At 63.5% G+C, this 22682-nt stretch carries 10 protein-coding genes; 6 read left to right on the top strand and 4 right to left on the bottom strand.

Features of this window, described 5'->3' with window-relative positions; translation table 11 throughout:
• The first annotated feature begins 17 nt into the window (after nucleotides 1-17).
• On the top strand, nucleotides 18-12899 hold the full coding sequence (locus tag CI807_RS28030) for a non-ribosomal peptide synthetase (protein WP_095017092.1): 12882 nt from the start codon (nucleotides 18-20) through the stop codon (nucleotides 12897-12899).
• Between the two features lie 87 nt (nucleotides 12900-12986).
• Here the strand turns inward: CI807_RS28030 and dsbG are convergent, their stop codons facing one another.
• Genes dsbG through dsbD form a run of 3 tightly spaced genes read right to left on the bottom strand, consistent with a single transcriptional unit; the run spans nucleotide 12987 to nucleotide 16294 of the window.
• On the bottom strand, nucleotides 12987-13748 hold the full coding sequence (gene dsbG / locus CI807_RS28025; protein WP_095017091.1) for a thiol:disulfide interchange protein DsbG: 762 nt from the start codon (nucleotides 13746-13748) through the stop codon (nucleotides 12987-12989).
• A complete protein-coding gene (locus tag CI807_RS28020; protein ID WP_095017090.1) occupies nucleotides 13724-14566 on the bottom strand; it encodes a TlpA disulfide reductase family protein in 843 nt (280 codons plus the stop codon). Before CI807_RS28020 ends, dsbG begins: the two co-directional genes overlap by 25 nt.
• Complete coding sequence (gene dsbD, locus CI807_RS28015; RefSeq protein ID WP_095017089.1) at nucleotides 14567-16294, bottom strand: protein-disulfide reductase DsbD; 1728 nt, start codon at nucleotides 16292-16294, stop codon at nucleotides 14567-14569.
• Between the two features lie 162 nt (nucleotides 16295-16456).
• Between dsbD and CI807_RS28010 the strand changes: the two genes are divergently transcribed.
• The 5 genes from CI807_RS28010 (at nucleotide 16457) to CI807_RS27990 (ending at nucleotide 21197) form a co-directional block, all read left to right on the top strand.
• On the top strand, nucleotides 16457-17137 hold the full coding sequence (locus CI807_RS28010) for a response regulator (protein WP_095017088.1): 681 nt from the start codon (nucleotides 16457-16459) through the stop codon (nucleotides 17135-17137).
• Complete coding sequence (locus CI807_RS28005; protein ID WP_095017087.1) at nucleotides 17134-18456, top strand: ATP-binding protein; 1323 nt, start codon at nucleotides 17134-17136, stop codon at nucleotides 18454-18456. The genes CI807_RS28010 and CI807_RS28005 overlap by 4 nt, the downstream gene beginning before the upstream one ends.
• A gap of 124 nt (nucleotides 18457-18580) precedes the next feature.
• Nucleotides 18581-19354 (top strand): N-acetylmuramoyl-L-alanine amidase, encoded by a 774-nt coding sequence (locus CI807_RS28000; RefSeq protein WP_095017086.1) that lies wholly within the window; start codon nucleotides 18581-18583, stop codon nucleotides 19352-19354.
• A 141-nt stretch (nucleotides 19355-19495) separates the two neighbouring features.
• Complete coding sequence (locus tag CI807_RS27995; protein WP_095017085.1) at nucleotides 19496-20890, top strand: aspartate aminotransferase family protein; 1395 nt, start codon at nucleotides 19496-19498, stop codon at nucleotides 20888-20890.
• An 82-nt stretch (nucleotides 20891-20972) separates the two neighbouring features.
• Entirely contained in the window at nucleotides 20973-21197 is a 225-nt protein-coding gene (locus CI807_RS27990; RefSeq protein WP_038841721.1) for an MbtH family protein, read from the top strand.
• A gap of 125 nt (nucleotides 21198-21322) precedes the next feature.
• Here the strand turns inward: CI807_RS27990 and CI807_RS27980 are convergent, their stop codons facing one another.
• Nucleotides 21323-22669, bottom strand: coding sequence for an amidohydrolase (locus tag CI807_RS27980; RefSeq protein ID WP_095017084.1), 1347 nt, complete (start codon nucleotides 22667-22669; stop codon nucleotides 21323-21325).
• Nucleotides 22670-22682: the final 13 nt, after the last annotated feature.

Here is a 22682-nt window from a genome sequence, read left to right as displayed (position 1 = left end):
TTTCAGGCAGGAACCCCATGATGGACGCCTTCGAACTTCCCCGCACCCTGGTCCAGTCCCTTCAACGTCGTGCCGCGCAGACCCCGGACCAGGTCGCCTTGCGCTTCCTCGCCGAGTCCGCCGAGCACAGTGTTGTGCTCAGTTACCGCGACCTGGACCAGCGCGCCCGCACCATCGCCGCCGCCTTGCAAGCCAATGCGGACCTGGGTGACCGTGCCGTGCTGTTGTTTCCCAGCGGCCCGGATTACGTTGCGGCGTTCTTTGGTTGCCTCTACGCGGGTGTGATCGCGGTGCCGGCCTATCCACCGGAGTCCACCCGTCGTCACCATCAGGAGCGCCTGCTGTCGATCATCAGCGATGCCGAGCCGCGCCTGTTGCTGACCATCGCCAGTCTCGCCGATGGCTTGTCGCAGATCGAAAACGCGCCGCCGGTATTGAGCGTCGATAGCCTGGACAACCTCGGCCATTGGGTCGCCCCTGACCTGCATCCGGACGACATCGCGTTCCTGCAATACACCTCTGGCTCCACCGCGCTTCCCAAGGGCGTACAAGTCAGCCACGGCAACCTGGTCGCCAATGAAGTGCTGATCCGTCGCGGTTTTGGCATCGACCTGAACCCGGATGACGTGATCGTCAGTTGGTTGCCGCTGTACCACGACATGGGCCTGATCGGCGGCTTGCTGCAACCGATCTTCAGTGGCGTGCCCTGCGTGCTGATGTCGCCGGCTTACTTCCTCGGTCGCCCCTTGCGCTGGCTGGAAGCGATCAGCGAATACGGCGGCACCATCAGCGGCGGTCCGGATTTCGCCTATCGCCTGTGCAGCGAGCGGGTCAGCGAGACAGCCCTGGAACGCCTGGATCTGAGCAAATGGCGTGTGGCTTATTCCGGTTCCGAACCGATCCGTCTCGACACCCTGGAGCGCTTCGCCGAGAAGTTCTCCACCTGCGGTTTCACCCCGAACAATTTCTTTGCCTCCTACGGCCTGGCCGAGGCGACCCTGTTTGTCGCCGGTGGCAGCCGTGGCCAAGGCATCCCGGCGCTGCGCGTCGACGAGCAGGCCCTGGCCGCCAACCGCGCCGAACTGGGGCAGGGCAGCGCGATCATGAGCTGCGGCACCAGCCAGCCGGAACACGCGGTGCTGATCGCGGACCCCCACACCCTCACTGAGCTGGGTGACAACTGCGTCGGCGAACTCTGGGCCACCGGCCCGAGCATCGCCCACGGCTACTGGCGCAACCCTGAAGCCACCGCCAAGACCTTTGTGCAGCACGCGGGTCGTACCTGGCTGCGCACGGGCGACTTGGGCTTCATCCGTGACGGCGAGGTGTACATCACTGGTCGTCTCAAGGATTTACTGATCGTACGCGGCCACAACCTGTATCCCCAGGACATCGAGCAGACCATCGAGCGCGAAGTGGAAGTGGTGCGCAAGGGGCGGGTTGCGGCATTTGCGGTAAATGAACAGGGCCTGGAAGGTATCGGTATTGCCGCCGAAATCAGCCGCAGCGTGCAGAAAATCCTGCCGCCTGAAGCGCTGATCAAGGCGATCCGCCAGGCTGTCGCCGAGGCGTATCAAGAGGCGCCCAGCGTGGTGGTGCTGCTCAACCCCGGCGCCTTGCCGAAGACTTCCAGCGGCAAAGTGCAGCGCGCAGCCTGTGCGCTTCGTCACAAGGACGGCAGCCTCGACCGCTATGCCCAGTTCCCCGACCTGCAAGCGCAGGTGAGCGATGGGGCGCTGGAGTCCGAGTTGCACAACCAGATCGCGGCGATCTGGTGTGAGCAACTGCACATCGCAAGCGTCGCCGCCGATGATCACTTTTTCCTGCTCGGCGGCAACTCCATCACCGCCACCCAGGTGGTCGCACGCCTGCGCGAAACCCTCGGATTGGAACTGAACCTGCGCATGCTGTTCGAAGCGCCGACCCTGGAAGGCTTCGCCGCCAACGTTGCGCAGTTACAGCAAGACGGCGGCGTCGCCCAAGGTGCGATTCACCGCCTGTCGCGCCAGGAGGAATTGCCCCAATCCTTGGCGCAGAACCGCCTGTGGATCACCTGGCAACTGGACCCCCGCAGCAGCGCCTACACCATCCCCGGCGCGCTGCGCCTGCGCGGCGAGCTGGATGAAGACGCCGTGCGCGCCAGCTTCCAGCAATTGATCCAGCGCCACGAAGCGCTGCGTACGCGTTTCTATGAGCGCGACGGCCAGGCTTTTCAGCGTGTCGACGCCAAAGCGGATTTCGAGCTGCAAGTCATCGACCTCAGCGACCTGCCCGTTGCCGAGCGCGAAGCCCGTGCGCAACAGATCCGCGAAGACGAAGCACGTACCCAGTTCGACCTGGAAAAAGGCCCGCTGCTGTGGGTGACGCTGGTGCGTCTGGACGATGAAGATCACCAACTGCTGGTGACGCTGCACCACATCATCGCCGACGGCTGGTCGCTGAACATTTTGATCGATGAATTCTCGCGCCTGTACGCCGCCGCAGCCCAGGGCCAAACCCTGGAACTGCCGCCCCTGGCCCTGCAATACGCCGACTACGGCAGTTGGCAGCGCCAATGGCTGGCCGAAGGGGAAGCCCAGCGTCAACTGGCGTACTGGAAAGCGCAGTTGGGTGAAGAGCATCCCACCCTCAGCCTGGCGACCGACCACCCGCGCTCGGTACACCACTGTCACAGTGCCTCACGCCACACCGTGCGGCTTGGCGCGAGCCTCAGCGAAGCGATTCGCCACGCCGCCCAGGCCAACGAGTCCACCCCATTCATGCTGCTATTGGCGACATTCCAAAGCCTGCTGCATCGCTACAGCGGCCAGCGCGACATCCGCATCGGCGTGCCCAACGCCAACCGCCCGCGCCAGGAAACCCAAGGCCTGGTCGGTTTCTTCATCAACACCCTGGTATTGCGTGCCGAGCTGCATGGACGCCTGCCGTTCAACGCGCTATTAGCCGCGACACGCCAGGCGGCGCTGGGTGCCCAAGCCCATCAGGACCTGCCGTTCGAGCAACTGCTGGAAGCCTTCCCGCAGGCCCGCGAGCAGGGCTTGTTCCAGGTCATGTTCAACCACCAGCAGCGCGACCTCAGCGCGTTGCGCCGCCTACCGGGCATGCTCGCCGACGAGCTGCCGTGGCACAGTCGCGAAGCCAAGTTCGACCTGCAACTGCACACCGAAGAAGACCGCAACGGGCGCCTGAGCCTGTCGTTCGACTACGCCGATGAGCTGTTCGAAAACGCGACCATCCAGCGCCTGGCCGAGCACTACATCAACCTGTTGCACGCCGTCTGCGAGCACCCCGAGCAAGCCATCGGCGACCTCTCGTTGATGCAGCATGACGAACAGGCGCTTTACAGCGAAGCACCCTGCGCACCGGCCCAAGTGTGGCTGCCCGAACTGCTCAACCAGCAGACCTCGGACGCCACCGCGCTGGTCTGGGAGGGCGGCAGCCTGACCTTCGCCCAACTGCACACCCAGGCCAACCGCCTGGCCCATTACCTGCGCGACAAAGGCGTCGGCCCGGATGTGTGCGTGGCCATCGCCGCCGAGCGTTCGCCGCAATTGCTGGTCGGCTTGCTGGCGATCATCAAGGCCGGTGGCGCCTACGTGCCGCTGGACCCGGATTACCCCGCCGAGCGCCTGGCCTACATGCTCAAGGACAGTGGCGTACACCTGCTGCTGACCCAGACTGCGCTGCTGGAACAGGTGCCGAGTGCCGAAGGCGTTTGCGTGATCGCCATGGACAGCCTGCACCTCGATAGCTGGCCAACCCAGCCGCCCGGCCTGCACCTGCACGGCGATAACCTCGCCTACGTGATCTACACCTCCGGCTCCACCGGCCAGCCCAAAGGCGTGGGCAATACGCATGCGGCGTTGGCCGAGCGCTTGCAGTGGATGCAGGCCACTTATCAACTCAATGACACCGACGTGCTGATGCAAAAGGCGCCGATCAGTTTTGACGTGTCAGTGTGGGAATGCTTCTGGCCACTGATTACCGGGTGCCGCCTAGTGCTGGCTGGCCCTGGTGAGCATCGCGATCCGCACCGCATCGCGCAGATGGTGCAGGAACATGGCGTGACCACGCTGCACTTTGTGCCGCCGCTGTTGCAGTTGTTTATCGATGAGCCGCTGGTGGCTGAATGCACCAGCCTGCGTCGCCTGTTCTCCGGCGGCGAAGCCTTGCCCGCCGAGTTGCGTAATCGCGTGTTGGCACAGTTGCCAGCGGTGCAATTGCACAACCGTTATGGCCCGACCGAAACCGCGATCAACGTGACTCACTGGCACTGCCGCGCCGAAGACGGCGAGCGTTCGCCGATTGGCCGGCCGCTGGGCAATGTGATCTGCCGTGTGCTGGATGAACAGCTCAACCCTGTGCCGCTGGGCGTGCCGGGTGAGTTGTGCATCGGCGGCATCGGCCTGGCCCGCGGTTACCTCGGGCGTGCCGGGTTGACGGCGGAGCGTTTTGTTGCCGACCAGCAGGGGGCGCGCCTGTATCGCACCGGCGACCGTGCGCGCTGGAGCGCCGACGGCGTGATCGAGTACCTCGGTCGCCTCGATCAGCAGGTCAAGCTGCGCGGCTTTCGTGTGGAGCCGGAAGAAATCGAAGCGCGCATGCTCGCCCTAGAGGGTGTCGCCCAAGCTGTGGTGCGGGTGTGTGACGGGCAGTTGATCGGTTACTTCACCGCCCAGGGCGAGCTGGATGAGGAGGCTGTAAAAACCGCCCTGGCCGCCGAGCTGCCGGAGTACATGGTGCCCGCGCTGCTGATGCGTCTGGACGCCATGCCGCTGAGCCCCAGCGGCAAGCTGGACCGCCGTGCATTGCCGGAACCGGTGTGGCAAGTGCGTGAACATGTCGAACCCGAAACCCCGCTGCAACAGCAGATCGCCGCGATCTGGCGCGAAGTCCTCGGCCTGCCGGGCATTGGTCTGCGCGATGACTTCTTCGCCCTCGGCGGCCATTCGTTGCTGGCCACGCAGATCATCTCCCGCACTCGCCAGGCCTGTGACGTCGAGCTGCCGTTGCGCACCTTGTTTGAAGCCAGTGAGTTGGGGGCGTTTGTCGAGCAGGTCGGCCTGATCCAAGCGTCGGGCCAGCGCAACCAACAGACTGCCATCGCCAAGGTCGACCGCAGCCAACCGGTGCCGTTGTCCTATTCCCAGCAGCGCATGTGGTTCCTGTGGCAGATGGAACCGGACAGCCCGGCCTATAACGTCGGCGGCATGGCGCGCCTGCGCGGCGTGCTGGATGTGGGGCGTTTCGAGGCGGCGTTGCAAGCGCTGATCATGCGCCACGAAACCCTGCGCACGACGTTCCCGAGCGTCGACGGTGTGGCCTATCAGAAGGTTTCGCCGCAAACCGGACTGCGCATGGACTGGCAGGATTTTTCCGCGCTGAGCGAAACCGAACGCCAACCGCACCTGCAACAACTGGCCGATCATGAGGCGCACACGCCGTTCAACCTGGAAACCGGGCCGTTGCTGCGTGCGTGCCTGGTCAAGGCCGGCGAGCAGGAACACTACCTGGTATTGACCCTGCACCACATCGTCACCGAAGGCTGGGCCATGGACATCTTTGCCCGTGAACTCAGCGCCTTGTACGAAGCCTTTATCGACGAGCGCGACTCACCGCTGGCGCCGCTGCCCGTGCAATACCTCGACTACAGCGTGTGGCAGCGCCAGTGGCTGGAGTCCGGCGAACGCCAGCGCCAGCTGGATTACTGGACCGCGCAACTGGGCCACGAACACCCGCTGCTGGAACTGCCTGGCGACCGTCCACGTCCACCGGTGCAAAGCCACCAGGGCGAGCTGTACCGCTTCGATTTAAGCGACGACCTCGCAGCCCGTGTGCGTGCTTTCAATGCCGAGCGCGGCCTGACCCTGTTCATGACCATGACCGCCACCCTGGCGGTGTTGCTCTACCGCTACAGCGGCCAGACCGACCTGCGTATCGGCGCTCCGGTCGCCAACCGCATTCGCCCGGAAAGCGAAGGCCTGATCGGCGCGTTCCTCAACACCCAGGTGCTGCGTTGCCAGCTCAATGGGCAGATGAATGTCGCAGAGTTGTTCGAGCAGGTGCGCCACACCGTGATCGAGGGCCAGTCCCATCAAGACCTGCCATTCGACCATTTGGTGGAAGCCCTGCAACCCCCGCGCAGCGCGGCGTACAACCCGCTATTCCAAGTGATGTGCAACGTGCAGCGCTGGGAATTCCAACAGAGCCGCCAACTGGCTGGCATGACCGTCGAATACCTGGCCAACGATGCACGCGCGACCAAGTTCGACCTCAACCTGGAAGTCACCGACCTCGACCATCGCCTGGGTTGCTGCCTGACCTACAGCACCGACCTGTTCGACGAGCCGCGCATTGCGCGCATGGCCGAGCATTGGCGCAATCTGCTGGAAGCCTTGATCGCGGATCCGCAGCAACGCCTCAGCGAATTGCCGTTGCTGGGCGCGGATGAACAGCGTGTGTTGCAAGACAGCCTGGGCATCGAGAAAGGTGAGCACCGTCTCGATCAGTGCATCCACCCACTGTTCAGCCAGCAAGCGGCAGTGCGTGGCGATGCGCCGGCGCTGACCTTTGCCGGCGTCACCCTCAGCTACCGCGAACTCGACGAACGCGCCAACCGCCTGGCCTGGATGCTGCGCGAGCGTGGCGTCGGCCCGCAGGCGCGTGTCGGCCTGGCGTTGCCGCGCTCCCTGGAAATGGTCGTCGGCCTGCTGGCGATCCTCAAGGCGGGCGGCGCCTACGTGCCGCTGGACCCGGAATACCCGCTGGATCGCCTGCACTACATGATCGAAGACAGCGGCATCGGCCTGCTGCTCAGCGATGCGGCGATGTTCGAAGCTCTCGGCGAGTTGCCGGCCACCGTGGCGTGCTGGTGCCTGGAAGATGACTCGCCAGTGCTGGCCAACTACCCGGCCGATGCGCTGCCGTTTATCAGCCTGCCGCAACACCAGGCGTACTTGATCTACACCTCCGGCTCCACCGGCAAGCCGAAAGGCGTGGTGGTGTCCCACGGTGAGATCGCCATGCATTGCGCGGCGGTGATCGAGCGGTTTGGCATGCGCGCGGAGGACTGCGAGCTGCACTTCTATTCGATCAACTTTGACGCCGCCACCGAGCGCCTGTTGGTGCCGCTGGTCAGTGGTGCGCAGGTGGTGTTGCGTGCCCAAGGCCAGTGGGATGCCGAGGAAATCTGCGGATTGATCCGCACCCATGGCATCAACATCCTGGGCTTCACTCCGAGTTACGGCAGCCAGTTGGCGCAGTGGTTGGCCACTCAGCAACAGACCTTGCCGGTGCGCATGTGCATCACCGGCGGCGAAGCCCTGACCGGCGAACACTTGCAGCGCATCCGTGCCGCGTTCCAGCCACAGGTATTCTTCAACGCCTATGGCCCGACTGAAACCGTGGTGATGCCGCTGGCCAGCCTTGCACCGGAGCAGTTGGAGGAGGGCGCTGCCAGCGTGCCAATTGGCAGCATCATCGGTGACCGCGTGGCTTACATTCTCGACGCCGACCTGGCCCTGGTGCCGCAAGGCGCGACCGGCGAGTTGTACGTCGGCGGGGCGGGCCTGGCCCAGGGGTATCACCAGCGTCCGGGCATGACCGCCGAGCGTTTTGTCGCGGACCCGTTTGCGCGCAACGGTGGGCGCCTGTACCGCACCGGTGACCTGGTGCGCCAACGCGCCGATGGCCTGGTGGAGTACCTGGGGCGGATCGACCATCAGGTGAAAATCCGTGGTTTCCGTATCGAATTGGGCGAGATCGAAACCCGTCTGCTGGAACATGCAGCCGTGCGCGAAGCGGTGGTGCTGGCGTTGGATTCGCCGAGCGGCAAACAGTTGGTGGCGTATCTGGTCAGCGATGCCGAGCACGGCGCATTGCGCGAGGCGCTCAAGACCCATCTCAAGGCGCAACTGCCGGACTACATGGTGCCCGCGCACTTGATCGTGCTGGACAGCATGCCGCTGACCGCCAACGGCAAGCTTGATCGCCGTGCCCTGCCGCAACCAGATCCTGAGGCAAACCGCCAAACCTATGTGGCGCCACGCAATGAACTTGAAAGCACCCTGGCTGCGATCTGGTGTGCGGTACTGAATGTGCAGCAAGTCGGCCTGGACGATAACTTCTTTGAGCTGGGTGGCGACTCGATCCTGTCGATCCAGGTGGTCAGCCGTGCGCGGCAGGCCGGGATTCATTTCAGCCCGCGTGACCTGTTCCAGCACCAGACCGTGCAGACCCTGGCCGCCGTGGCCACGCGCTCCGAGCAAATCACCGCAGAGCAAGGCGTGCTTACCGGCCCTTCGGGCCTCACGCCAATCCAGCATTGGTTCTTCGACACCGAGATCCCGAACCGTCAGCACTGGAACCAGGCGCTGGTCCTCAAGCCGCTGCAACTGCTCGATCCCCATCGCCTGGAGCAAGCGCTGCTGGCGGTGCTGGAACATCACGACGCCCTGCGCCTGAGTTTTTGCCAGCGCGACGCGCAATGGCACGCCGAGCATTTGGCTGTGCCGGAAGGCGGCGTGCTGATGCAGGCGCAAGTGCGCGACATGGCGCACTGCACCGCGCTGTTCACCGACACCCAACGCAGCCTCGACCTGCAACACGGCCCGCTGTTGCGTGCCTTGCTGGTGGACGGTCCCGAGGGGCAGCAACGCCTGTTGATCGCGATCCATCACCTGGTGGTGGACGGCGTGTCGTGGCGCGTGTTGTTGGAAGACCTGCAAAACGTCTACCGCCAACTCAGCGACGGTCAGTCCGTCAGCCTGCCGGCCAAGACCAGCGCCTTGCGTGACTGGGCTGCGCGTTTACAAGCCTATGCGGGCAGCGAATCCCTGCGTGAAGAGTTGAGCGTCTGGCAGGACCAATTGGCCGGGGCTGAGACCGTGTTGCCAGTGGCCCGTCCACAAGGCTCGCTGCGCAACCGCGATGCCGACACCGTCAGCGTGCGCCTGGATGCCGAACACACCCGCCAGTTGCTGCAACAGGCGCCAAGTGCCTACCGCACCCAGGTCAACGACCTGTTGCTGACCGCCTTGGCCCGCGTGGTGTGCCGCTGGAGCGGTCACGCTTCGGCGTTGATCCAACTGGAAGGCCACGGCCGTGAAACCCTGTTCGATGAAATCGACCTGACGCGCAGCGTCGGCTGGTTCACCAGTGCCTATCCGCTGCGCCTGACCCCGCACGCCGGGCAGGGCGATTCGATCAAGGCAATCAAGGAGCAACTGCGCGCCGTACCACACAAAGGGCTGGGCTATGGCGTGCTGCGCTACCTGGCCGATGACCTGTGCAAACAGAGCATGGCCGCACTGCCGAGCGCGCAGCTCACCTTCAACTACCTCGGCCAGTTTGACCAGAGCTTCGGCGCTGACGCGCTGTTCCACCCGCTGGACGAGTCCGCCGGCCTGGCCCATGACCCGGACGCGCCGCTGCCCAACGAGTTGAGCGTCGACAGCCAAGTCTATGGTGGTGAACTGGTGCTGCGCTGGACCTTCAGCCGCGAGCGTCACGATCAACAGAGCATCCATGAACTGGCGGATGCCTATCTCGCTGAGCTGCAAAGCCTGATCGCGCATTGCCTGCAAGACGATGCCGGTGGTCTCACGCCGTCCGACTTCCCGCTGGCACACCTGACCCAATCGCAACTCGACAGCTTGCCGATTGCCGCCAGCGCCATCGAAGACGTCTACCCGCTGACCCCCATGCAGGAAGGCCTGCTGCTGCACACCCTGTTGGAGCCCGGCACCGGCCTTTACTACATGCAGGACCGCTACCGCATCAACAGCGCCCTCGACCCCGAGCGTTTCGCCCAGGCCTGGCAGGCGGTGATCGCCCGTCACGAAGCCCTGCGCGCCTCGTTCTGCTGGAACGTCGGCGAAGACATGCTGCAAGTGATCCACAAACCGGGCAGCACGCCGATTGAGTACCTGGACTGGAGCAACGACCCGGAAAGCGAACAGGAACCACGCCTGCAAGCGCTGCTCAAGCAAGAGCGCGAAGCCGGTTTCGATCTGCTCAACCAGGCACCGTTCCACCTGCGCCTGATCCGCGTCGGCGCCGAGCGCTACTGGTTCATGATGAGCAACCACCACATCCTTATCGATGCCTGGTGCCGTTCGTTGCTGATGAATGACTTCTTCGAGCTCTACATGGCCCTCGGTGAAGGCCGCGACGCGCAATTGGCCATACCGCCGCGTTATCGCGACTACATCGCCTGGCTGCAACGCCAGAACCTCAACGAAGCGCGCCAATGGTGGCAGCAGAACCTGCAAGGCTTCGAACGCACCACGCCGATCCCAAGCGACCGGCCGTTCCTGCGTGAACACGCGGGCCACAGCGGCGGCATGGTGGTGGGCGACTGCTACACCCGTCTCGATGCCCGCGACGGTGCGCAACTGCGTGAACTGGCCCAGGCTCATCAACTGACCGTCAACACCTTTGCCCAAGCGGCATGGGCGCTGGTGCTGCGCCGTTTGAGCGGCGATCGCGACGTACTGTTCGGTGTGACTGTGGCCGGTCGCCCAGTGGAAATGCCGGAGATGCAGCGCACCGTCGGCCTGTTCATCAACAGCATCGCGCTGCGGGTGAAACTGCCCGAGGACGACCAGCGTTGCAGCGTGCGCCAGTGGCTGAGCGGCCTGCTCGACAGCAATATGCAACTGCGCGAGTACGAATACCTGCCGCTGGTGACGATCCAGGAACACAGCGAACTGCCCAAGGGCCAGCCGCTGTTCGACAGCCTGTTCGTGTTCGAAAACGCCCCGGTGGAAGTCTCGGTTCTGGACCGCGCACAAAGCCTGAATGCCACCTCGGATTCCGGCCGCACCCACACCAACTTCCCGCTGACGGCCGTGTGTTATCCGGGTGATGACCTGGGCCTGCACCTGTCTTACGACCAGCGCTACTTCGACGAAACCACCGTGCAAGGCATGCTCGGCGAGTTCAAGCGCCTGCTGCTGGCGTTGGTCCAAGGCTTCCATGGCGACATGGCCGACCTGCCGCTGATTGGTGAGCAGGAGCGTGAGTTCCTGGTGGACGGATGTAACCAGAGCGAGCACGGCTATCCGCTGGAGCGCAGCTACGTCGAACTGTTCGAAGAGCAGGTCGCCGCGCACCCGCAGCGCATTGCCGCCAGTTGCCTTGATCAGCAATGGAGCTATGACGAACTGAACCGCCGCAGCAACGGCCTCGGCCATGCGCTGATAGCCGCGGGTGTCGGTCTGGATCAGTCGGTGGCATTGCTGGCCGAGCGTAATCTCGACCTGCTGGGCATGATCATCGGCAGCTTCAAGGCCGGTGCCGGCTACCTACCGCTGGACCCAGGCCTGCCAAGCCAGCGCCTGCGCAGCATCATCGATTTGAGCCGCACGCCATTGCTGGTCTGCACCGAAGCATCCCGCGAGCAGGCCATCGAATTGCTGGCGGGTTTCGACTGCCAGTTGCTGGTGTGGGAAGAGATACCGGCACGTGGCGAAAACCCCGGCATCTACAGTCGCCCGGACAACCTCGCCTATGTGATCTACACCTCGGGGTCCACCGGCCTGCCCAAAGGCGTGATGGTGGAACAGCGCGGCATGCTCAATAACCAGTTGAGCAAGGTGCCATACCTGGCCTTGAGCGAGGCAGATGTGATTGCGCAGACCGCTTCGCAGAGCTTCGATATTTCTGTATGGCAGTTCCTCGCGGCACCGCTGTTTGGCGCACGGGTGGATATCGTGCCGAACACCATCGCCCATGATCCTCAAGGTCTGCTGGAACACGTGCAGGCTCAGGGGATCACCGTGCTGGAAAGCGTGCCATCACTGATCCAAGGCATGTTGGCCCAGGACCGCATCAGCCTGGATGGCTTGCGCTGGATGTTGCCGACCGGTGAAGCCATGCCGCCGGAGCTGGCGCACCAGTGGTTGCTGCGTTATCCCGAGATCGGGCTGGTGAACGCCTACGGCCCGGCGGAATGTTCGGACGATGTGGCGTTCTACCGCGTCGACCTGGCGTCTACCCGTGGCACCTATCTGCCGATTGGTACACCGACCGACAACAACCGTCTGTACTTGCTGGACGGTGCACTGGAACTGGTGCCGCAAGGCGCAGTTGGCGAGTTGTGCGTTGCCGGTACGGGCGTCGGTCGCGGTTACGTCAGCGACCCGCTGCGAACCGCGCCGGTGTTTGTGCCAAACCCCTTCGGCACACCGGGCGAACGCCTCTACCGCACCGGCGACCTCGCGCGCCGTCGCAGTGACGGCGTGCTGGAGTACGTCGGGCGTGTCGACCATCAAGTGAAGATTCGCGGCTACCGCATTGAACTGGGTGAAATCGAAGCGCGCCTGCACGAACAACTGGAATTGCGCGATGCGGCGGTGGGCGTGCAGGAAGGCGTCAACGGCAAGCACCTGGTCGGCTACCTGGTGGCGGCGGATGAGGCACTGAACCCAAGCGAGCGCCTCGACCGCATCAAGCAACGCCTGCGTGCCGAACTGCCGGAATACATGGTGCCGCTGCACTGGCTGTGGCTCGACCGCCTGCCGCTCAACGCCAACGGCAAACTCGACCGCAAGGCACTCCCGGCCCTGGAGATCGGCCAGTTGCACAGCCAGGACTACCTGGCGCCGCGCAACGAGCTGGAAAGCACCTTGGCCGCGATCTGGGCCGAAGTGCTGAAGGTTGAGCGGGTGGGGGTGCAAGACAACTTCTTCGAACTGGGCGGGCACTCGTTGCTGGCGACGCAGATTGCCTCGCGGGTGCAGAAGACGTTGCAGCGGGATGTGCCGCTAAGGGCGATGTTCGAGTGCAGCACGGTGGGGGAATTGGCTGAGTATATCGATGGGTTGGCGGCTAATGAGATCAGCGCCGAGAAGGTGGATCGGTTGAGTGATTTGATGGCGGAGTTGGAGGGGCTTTAAGCTTCGTTGTCTGTCAGGGCCTCATCGCCGGCAAGCCGGCTCCTACAGGAGCCGGCTTGCCGGCGATGGCGTCAGACCGGGCGCCGCTTACTTCGGCCCAAGAATCTTCACCAGCTTCTCCGGCGACGGTGCCCCTTGCTGTTGCTGCAAGCCTCCCTTGTCATCCAGATAGAAAATCGCCGGCGTCGCCGACAACTCCAGCTCATCCATCAACTTCATATTCCCATCAAGCTTGGCCTCGATATCCGCCGGAATCTTGTCGAGTGCCTGCAACTTGCTGCCTTTGCCAGCGGCTTCATGTTCTTCCAAGGCCTTTTGCGGGTCCTTGGCGGCAAACAGCGCGGCGGATTTGCCTGGGCTGTCTTCGCGGATGATGCCGACCATGATGTGGCGCAACTGCACCTTGCCGGCCTTCACCCACGGACGCGCCTGTTCCCAGAACATGTTGCAGTATGGGCAATTGGGGTCGCTGAACAGGTAGACGATGCGCGGGGCTTTAACGTCGCCGTCCTGGATCCAGCTGCTTTTTTCCATCTTGGCCCAGACTTCCTTGGCCATCGGCGCGTACACCAGTTTCTCCAGCGGCGCGCTGCTCAGGTCGTTGCCTTGGGCGTCGTACAGGTTGCCGGCGATCACGCTTTTGCCGTCGGAGGTCAGGTACAGGGCCATGCCACGGTTCTGGTACTGGGCGGCGTAGCCGGTGAGGCCGCTGGGGGCGTCGAACTTGCCGAGGATCTTGGCGCCCTTGGCTTCGATCTGTTTGATCGGTGCCGGCCAGTCTTCGGCCTGGGCCAGGGTGGCCGCGAGCGTTAGCGGCAGCGAGATCAGCAGGTGGCGGAGGCTTGGCATGTCGGTTTCCTTATTGTGGCGTCGAAGGGTTCCATGGCACGGGCCAGGCTGGCCTGGGACAGTTCACCGAGGTGGCTGTTGATCAGGCGCCCATCGGCTTGGTAGAACAGGGTGGTAGGCAAGGCCATCGAGCCAACGGCCTGGCCGAGACGGCCGCTGGCGTCGAACAGCACGTTGTCTAGGGTCAGGCCTTGGGTGGCGAGGAAGGTGCTGACGCTCTGCATGCTTTCGGCCTGGTTGACGAACAGGAAGGTCACGTCGGGGCGTTGATGCTGAGCGCGTTCCAACACCGGCATCTCGCGACGGCACGGCGGGCACCAGGTGGCCCACAGGTTGATCACCAGCGGGCCGCCTTTGTAATCGGCCAGTTGCACCACGTCGCCATTGGCGTTGCGCAAGGTGATGTCCGGCAGTTGCGAGCCTTTGTCGTACAGGCTCAGGGACAGACTGGCCAGGCCCCAGAACACCAGGCCGGTGATCACCCCGGCACCCAGCGGCGTACGCAGGGGCGGGCGGCGCCAGCCGTAGAGCAGCGCGCCCAGGATCAGCGCGATCACACCGGGCCAGGCGAGGAAACCGCCGTCGCGCAGGTCGACCATCTGCAGCGGAGCGTGGCTGTAATCACTCCAGTACATCAGCACAAAGCTGACGCGGGCCACCAGCATGCCCAGCAGGAACAGGCTGAACAGCACCGATTCCGGGTTTTCACCACCACGCTTGGCCACGCGCCAGCCCACCAGGGTGGCGAGAATCAGCGCGCTGATCAGCAGGATGTGATTCAGGGCGATGGCGAAGGTGCCGATGGTCAGGGTCAGCATTCAGAGGGCGTCCCGGGTTTGCGTCCAGCGTTGCAGGAAGGCGGCGGCATCCACTTCGCCGGTGATGCGTTGGGCGCGGCGTTCTTCACCATCCGGGCCGATCCACACGAAGCTCGGCGGGCCAGGGACTTTGTAGCGGCCGAGCAGCTCGCGGCTGGCGGCGTTGTCGGCGGTGACGTCCAGGCGCAGCAGGCGTACGTCTTTCAGGGCAGCCATCACCTCGGGTTTGCCGAACACCTGTTTTTCCATGATCTTGCACGACACGCACCAGTCGGCGTAATAATCCACCAGCACCCACTGGCCTTGGGCCTTGGCGCTGTCGAGTTGGCTTTGCAGCACAGTGGGGTCGCTGAGGGTCATGAAGGCGTCGTGGGCGCTCGGTGCGGCGGCGGTCCGCGAGCCGCTGTAGACCTTCAGCGGTTGCCACAGGTCATCGCTGCCACCGGCTGCGCCCACCAGCAGTACCGCGCCCCACAGGCCAAGCACCAGAGAACCGGCGCCAAACACCTTGGCGGCCAGGCCGTACTCGCGGGCCAAGGTCCAGCCGCAGTAGGCCATCACCAGCGCGAGCGTGCCCCACAGGCCGATCCACAGGCTTTCATCGAGCACCGGGCGAATCATCAGGACAGCCGTGCCGAGGAACAGGAAGCCGAAGATGCCCTTGAGCACATTCATCCAGGTACCTGGCTTGGGCAGGAAGCGATTGCCCACGGTCACCAGCAGCAACAGCGGAATGCCGATGCCGATGCCCATGGCGAACAGGATCAGGCCACCGTGCAGCGCATTGCCGCTCTGGGCGATGTACAGCAGGGCGCCGGCCAGGGGCGCGGTCATGCACGGGCCCACCAGCAGGCCGGACAGAGCGCCGAGAACTCCGGCGCCGACCAGGCTGCCGCCGCTTTGCTGGCGGCTGACGTTGTCCAGGCGATCACGCAGGAAGGCCGGCAGTTGCAGTTCAAAGAAGCCAAACATCGGCAAGGCGAGGATCACGAACAGCGCAGCGAAACTGCCGAGGATCCATGGGGTTTGCAGGAGCGCGGCGAGGTTGGCGCCAAGCAACGCAGCCAATACGCCGAGCGCGGCATATACCAGCGCCATGCACACGACGTAGCTGCTGGCCAAGGCAAACCCGCGACGTGGGCTGGCGCCACTGCCTACCACCAAACCGGCGAGAATCGGCAGCATCGGCAATGAACACGGGGCAAATGCCAACAGCAGTCCCAAGCCAAAGAATATCAGCAGGCTCCAACCCAGGCTGCGCTGCTGCAGGCCACTGGCCAGACTCTGATCCTGAGCTTCGGCGGTGGCGGCGACGGCCGGGTTGCCGCCCAGGTCCACGGTGATCGACTGCGGCGGATAGCACAGGCCCGCATCGGCACAGCCCTGCCAGCCAAGTTTGACCTGGCCGGTGGCGCCGGCCGGGATCTTCACTTCCAGGCCTTGGCGGTACACCTCCTGGTCGCCGAAGAATTCATCGCTATGGGCCTCGCCTTGCGGCAACGCGGGCTTCTCGGCCAGGCCATCGAATTTCATGCGTTGCTTGTACAGGTAATAACCGTCGGCAATCTGCCAATACAGCTGGGTCTCGCCACTTTCAAGACGTTCGGAGGTAAAGGTGAAGGCTTTGCCCACCGGCAGGAAGTCGGGTTTGGTCTCAAACGGGTTGCCCGGCGCGGCCTGGGCGAACCCCGCGAACAACACCAGCAGAAAGGTAAACAGATGCCGCATGGTCAAGCCTTAGTTCGATGCAAGTGAGGCACACAATGTGTGGCGTTGATTAACCGATGATTAACCGAGGCTATTCTAGATTGAGTGTGGGTGGTTTAGCGGCATAATCTGCAGTTAATCCACGGCACTTTTAATCACCCGATCTTTCATGAAGGGTTCACCATGCACGTACTGGTCTGTGAAGACGACGAACTGATCGCCAGCGGCATCGTGGCCGGCCTGACCGCACAAGGTTTTACCGTGGAGCGCGTGGCCTCGGCCAGCGCCGTGCGCGCCATGCTCAGGGCGGCCACGTTCGACATCATGGTGCTCGACCTCGGCCTGCCGGACGAAGACGGCCTCAAGCTGTTGCAGCAACAGCGCAGCCAGGGCCTGGAGATTCCGGTGCTGATCCTCACCGCACGCGACTCGGTAACCAACCGTGTCGACGGCCTGCAAGCCGGCGCCGACGACTACCTGCTCAAACCCTTTGACCTGCGCGAACTCGCCGCCCGTCTGCAAACCCTGCTGCGTCGGGTGGCGGGGCGCAGCGTCAACCTGATCGAACATGGCCGCCTGGCCTACGACCCCAGCAGCCGCGAAACCTTCCTGGGCGGCGAGCCGGTGGACCTGTCGCGCCGCGAACAGGCGCTGCTGCAAGCCTTGCTGCACAACAAAGGCCGGGTGCTGTCCAGTGAACAACTGAAGGACAGCGTCTACGGCTTCAACGACGAGTTGGAAAGCAACGCCCTCAACGTGCATATCCACCACCTGCGGCGCAAATTGGGCAATGGCATCGTCGAGACCGTGCGCGGCCTCGGCTATCGTCTGGGCCCGGCGGATGGGGGCGAGGACGTATCGTGAAAAGCCTGCGCCTGCGCCTGACGTTCAAGCTGGGCGCCGCTTTTGTGTTGATCTGGGCGCTGGCGGCCGCCTGGATGCTCAACGATCTGCGCAACCAGATGATGTTCTCCCTCGACCAACGCCTGGTGGCGTCGGCGCGCATGGTGGCGGGGCTGACCGAGCAGATGCCGGGCCTGGCCAGTGTGAGCGGCGGAGCGCATTTCCATGGAACACAACTCAACGTGCCGGGTGGCATGGCGTGCCAGGTCAGTTCCTTGCGCGGCGAAGTGCTGGCGCGCAGTCATGCCACGCCGGATGAAGGCCTGGAATCGCGCCAGAGTGGTTTTCGTGACCAGGTGATCGATGGCGTGAATTGGCGCAGCTTCACCCTGTCCCGTGGCGATCTTTTGATTACCACCGCCGACCGTCAGGTGGAGCGTGAGGCGTTGAACCTGTCGATCCTGCTGGCCGCTTCGGTGCCGGTCGGCGTGGCAATGCTTGGCTGCCTGTGCCTGCTGTGGCTGGGCATCGGCCAGAGCCTGCTGCCGCTCAACCGCATGCGTGACGCCCTGATGCGGCGCAGTGCCGATTCCCTTGAACCGTTGCAGATCCACCCGTTGCCCAGCGAACTCAAGCCACTGCTCGACACCCAGAACCAACTGTTGCAACGCATCGCCAAGACCATCGAGCGCGAACGCCGCCTGACCGGCGACGCCGCCCATGAACTGCGCAGCCCGTTGACAGCGATCAAGACCCACCTGCAAGTGGCGCGCATGACCGACGGCGCAGCCCGCGACCAATCCCTGGCCCACGCCGAGGAAGGCGCCGACCGCCTGCATCGCACCCTTGAGCAATTGCTGCTGCTGGCGCGGGTGGAGGGCAACCTGTCATTTGACGATGGCATGCACTCCAGTGCCGAGGACGTGGCACGGCTGGCCATCCAGGATGCCAATGCCGGGGATAACTCGCGCATCGACCTGATCCTGCCGGATAACCTCTCGGTTACCCCGGTGGAAATGCCGGTGGGCCTGGCGGTCGCGGCCCTGCGCAACCTGCTGGACAACGCCCTGCGCCACACGCCGGCGGACACGCGTGTGGAACTGCGCGTATTGATCGAGGCGGATAGCGTGGTGTTCTGCGTGCGTGACCACGGCAAGCAGATTTCGCCGGAGGACCTGCAATACCTGACCCAACGCTTTTGGCGCAATGGCAACAGCGAAGGCTGCGGGCTGGGCCTGGCGATCGTGCAAGCGATCGTGCAGCGCTGCTCCTGCTCGCTGAAGTTCGACAGCCAGCCGGATGGCCTGCGCGTCGAATTGGGCATGCCACTGCGGCGCTGATCACTTTTCTCTCAAGTGCCACATAGTTACCGCCCTCCTAAGGATCAAGCCTTCAGGATGGCGGTAATTTTTTTGCGCTTGAACGGGCTGAACGACTCGGCCTGTATTGAAAAGGATGGTTCTCATGTTGGTCATCGATACAAGCTTCCCTGCCACAGGCTTCAACGAACGTAACGGCGAACCCGTGCGGCAGGTGATCCTGCATTACACCGCAGTACCTTTTGGCTCATCCCTGCGCACCCTGACCCAGGATGGCGTGAGTGCACACTATTTGCTACCCGACCCTGACGATCCCAGCTACTGCGCCGCAGGCTATGAAGAGTTGCGGGTGTTTCGATTGGTGGAAGAAGACAAGCGCGCCTGGCATGCCGGGGTGAGCCACTGGGCGGGGCGCGACAACCTCAACAGCCGCTCGATTGGCATCGAGATCGTCAACCTGGCGCGGGATGACGCTGGCGTGTTCACCTTTCCCGCCTATGTTGAAGAACAAGTCGAGGTGTTGATTGCCTTGGTTCGCGACATCCTTGGGCGTTATCCACAGATTGGACCTACCGACATTCTCGGGCATTCGGACGTGGCGTTCAGCCGCAAGAGTGATCCAGGGCCGCGTCTGCCATGGCGGCGCTTGCATGACGCCGGAGTGGGGGCCTGGTTTGATGAGGCGACCCAGGCGATGTATCAACGCCGCTTCTGTCTGGGGTTGCCGTCGGAAGTCGAGTTGGAGCGTGCATTTCAGCGCTATGGGTATGCGCCGGCGAAGAATCGGCAGGGGTTTGAACAGCGCACGCGAGCGTTTCAGATGCATTTTCGTCCACGGGATTATCGTGGGTTTCTGGATGCTGAAACCTGCGCGATTCTTTATGCATTGAATGAAAAGTACCAGGGGCTATGCGGCTGAGGGATTTTCGCGACCGGAGGAGTAAATCCTCCTGACGCTGGTGCGTTTCCAGAACAGGAAATCCGTGCGCATGCCCCTTGGGCCAGACGCCCGCGGATCGGCAGTTTGGTCACCATCATCAGCGTATTGAGGGATCGAGAAATGTCAGTCGCCACCAGCCGTATCGAAGACGTCCAGGTGCATGAAACGCTTTACCAGTTCGACGAAACCCCGCTGCTCGCCCGTCAGCGCCAGCAGGAATCCAACGCCCGCAGCTACCCGCGGCGCATTCCCCTGGCGCTCAAACGCGCCAAGGGCCTCTACGTGGAAGACGTGGAAGGCCGCCGTTTCATCGACTGCCTGGCCGGTGCGGGTACGTTGGCGCTGGGGCATAACCACCCGGTGGTGATCGAGGCCATCCAGCAAGTGCTGGCCGATGAATTGCCCCTGCACACCCTGGACCTGACGACGCCGGTCAAGGATCAGTTCGTACAGGACCTGTTCGGCTTGTTGCCGCCCGCATTAGCGCGGGAAGCGAAAATCCAGTTCTGCGGCCCCACCGGCACCGATGCGGTGGAAGCTGCATTGAAGCTGGTACGCACGGCCACTGGCCGTAGCACCGTGCTGTCCTTCCAAGGCGGTTACCACGGCATGAGCCAGGGCGCCTTGAGCCTGATGGGCAGCCTGGGGCCGAAAAAACCCTTGGGGGCCTTGCTCGGCAATGGCGTGCAGTTTTTGCCATATCCCTACGACTACCGTTGCCCGTTCGGCCTGGGGGGCGCGGAAGGTGTGCGGGTCAACCTGCATTACTTGGAAAACCTGCTGAACGATCCCGAAGCGGGCGTGCTATTGCCGGCGGCGGTGATCGTCGAAGTGGTGCAGGGCGAGGGCGGTGTGATTCCGGCGGATCTCGACTGGCTGCGTGGCCTGCGCCGTATCACCGAACAGGCGGGCGTGGCGTTGATCGTTGATGAAATCCAGAGCGGTTTCGGCCGCACCGGCAAGATGTTTGCGTTCGAACACGCCGGTATCGTCCCGGATGTGGTGGTGATGTCCAAGGCCATCGGTGGCAGCCTGCCGCTGGCGGTAGTGGTATATCGCGACTGGCTCGACACCTGGCTGCCGGGCGCCCATGCCGGCACCTTCCGAGGCAACCAGATGGCGATGGCGGCGGGCTCCGCGGTGATGCGCTACCTCAAGGACCACGACCTGGCCAGTCACGCGGCTGCCATGGGCGAACGCCTGGGCGAACACCTGCGCATTCTGCAACGCGACTTCCCGCACTTGGGGGATATTCGCGGTCGTGGGCTGATGCTCGGTGTGGAGCTGGTGGACCCGAATGGCCCACTGGACGTTCAGGGCCACCCACCCGTGCACCGCCAACTGGCGCCGCTGGTGCAGCGTGAATGCCTCAAGCGTGGCTTGATCCTGGAACTCGGTGGACGGCACGGCAGTGTGGTGCGTTTCCTGCCGCCGCTGGTGATTACTGCGGCAGAAATCGACCAAGTGGCGGACATCTTCGGACGTGCGTTGGCGGCAGCGGTCGCCAGCCTCTAATTTTTTGCAGGCTTGGTACGTTTTTACAGATATCAGTGCTGCGCACGGTGCGCAGCCAGCCTTTTAGCGATGGAGAACAGCAATGACCTCAGTATTTGACCGCGACGACATCCTGTTTCAGGTAGTGGTCAACCACGAAGAACAGTATTCCATCTGGCCCGACTACAAGGCCGTGCCGGAAGGCTGGCGCACCGTGGGCAAGAGTGGCCTGAAGAAGGAATGCCTGGCCTACATTGAAGAAGTCTGGACGGATATGCGTCCGTTGAGCTTGCGCCAGAAGATGGACGGGGCTGCGCTGGCCGGTTGATCCACCAAGACTCACTGTAGGAGCGAGCTTACTCGCGAAAACCGCAAGGGAACCGCGGGCACTCAGCCTGCCCGCGTTTTCGTTAACGTTCTTCGCGAGCAAGCTCGCTCCTACAGGAAGGTATGTTATTGAGGTTGCTGGGTGTAGAGATAATCCGTCGCCAACGACGCCAGCGTCCTCACCCCCACTACCAACGCCGACTCATCCACAAAGAACCCCGGATTGTGGTTCGGCGCCGCCTTGCTCATGTCCTGATCCCTCGGCGTCACCCCCAGGAACACAAACAGCCCCGGTGCCTCCTTGGCGTAAAACGAGAAGTCTTCGGCACCGCCCACCAGTGGGCCCTGCACCACGTCATCCTTGGCCGCCCAGCGCAGGCTCGGCAGCATTTTCTCGGTCAGCGCCGGGTTGTTGATGGTGGGATCGTACTTCTCGATGATGGTGACTTCGGCCTTGGCGCCGCCGCTTTCGGCGATTTTCTCCACGGTCTGGCGCACGTCCGCGTGTAGCTTCTGGCGGATGCCGTAGTCGTAAGAGCGAATGGTGCCAGTCATATCCACCGACTCCGGAATGATGTTGTAACGCGTGCCGCCATTGATGGTGCCGATGCTCACCACCGACGGGAATGACGAGATATCCGTGCGGCGGCTGACCACGGTCTGCAGGCCGACAATGGTCTGCGCGCCCACGGTGATCGGGTCGATGCCATCCCAAGGGCGGCCGGCGTGGGTCTGTTTGCCGAGGATCTTGATGCGCAAATCGTCCGAGCTGGCCAGGGTCGGTCCGGGACGGTAGGCAATCTGGCCAGCGGGCACACCGGCCCATACATGCAGGCCGAACACCGCGTCCGGTTTGGGCGCCTTCATCACGCCTTCCTGCACCATCATTTTGGCACCCCAGGTGTTTTTGCCGTCGGGGATGAAGTCGCTCGGGCCTTCCTCGGCCGGTTGGAAGTAGAACACCACGGTGCCGGGCAGGCGTTCGCGCATGCCGGTCAGAATCTTCGCCGTGCTCAGCAGGATGGCGACATGGGCGTCGTGGCCGCAGGCGTGCATCACGTCGACTTCTTTGCCCAGGTAGGTGCCTTTGGCTTTGGAGGCGAAGGGCAGGTCGGCGACTTCCTTCACCGGCAGCGCGTCCATGTCGGCGCGCAGGGCGACGGTGGGGCCGGGCAGGGCGCCTTTCAGCACCGCCACGACGCCGGTGCGTGCGACACCGGTCTTCACCTCAAGGCCCAGGTCGCGCAGTTGTTTGGCGACCAATTCGGCGGTGCGGGTTTCGGTGTTGCCCAGTTCAGGGTGGGCGTGGATGTCGCGTCGGGTTTCCAGCAGCGCCGGCTCAAGGGCTTTTGCCTGAGCGGCGATTTCCTCCCGGGCGCTGTCCTGGCCGCTGCTGGCGGCAATCACGGCACTGCTGGCTACTGCGCACAGCGCGCCGAAAACCCACGGGTGTGTCAGACCGGTTAAACGCATAAGGACCTCTCCT

Source organism: Pseudomonas sp. NS1(2017) (genome assembly GCF_002269425.1).
GTDB lineage: Bacteria > Pseudomonadota > Gammaproteobacteria > Pseudomonadales > Pseudomonadaceae > Aquipseudomonas > Aquipseudomonas reactans.
This window is presented reverse-complemented; position numbering and strand designations above follow the sequence as displayed.

Bases quoted from the DNA above. Each gene is read 5' to 3' on its own strand.
- CI807_RS28030 (WP_095017092.1), top strand. From the start codon at position 18: ATGATGGACGCCTTCGAACTTCCCCGCACCCTGGTCCAGTCCCTTCAA.
- dsbG (WP_095017091.1), bottom strand. From the start codon at position 13,748: ATGCCAAGCCTCCGCCACCTGCTGATCTCGCTGCCGCTAACGCTCGCG.
- CI807_RS28020 (WP_095017090.1), bottom strand. From the start codon at position 14,566: ATGCTGACCCTGACCATCGGCACCTTCGCCATCGCCCTGAATCACATC.
- dsbD (WP_095017089.1), bottom strand. From the start codon at position 16,294: ATGCGGCATCTGTTTACCTTTCTGCTGGTGTTGTTCGCGGGGTTCGCC.
- CI807_RS28010 (WP_095017088.1), top strand. From the start codon at position 16,457: ATGCACGTACTGGTCTGTGAAGACGACGAACTGATCGCCAGCGGCATC.
- CI807_RS28000 (WP_095017086.1), top strand. From the start codon at position 18,581: ATGTTGGTCATCGATACAAGCTTCCCTGCCACAGGCTTCAACGAACGT.
- CI807_RS27995 (WP_095017085.1), top strand. From the start codon at position 19,496: ATGTCAGTCGCCACCAGCCGTATCGAAGACGTCCAGGTGCATGAAACG.
- CI807_RS27990 (WP_038841721.1), top strand. From the start codon at position 20,973: ATGACCTCAGTATTTGACCGCGACGACATCCTGTTTCAGGTAGTGGTC.
- CI807_RS27980 (WP_095017084.1), bottom strand. From the start codon at position 22,669: ATGCGTTTAACCGGTCTGACACACCCGTGGGTTTTCGGCGCGCTGTGC.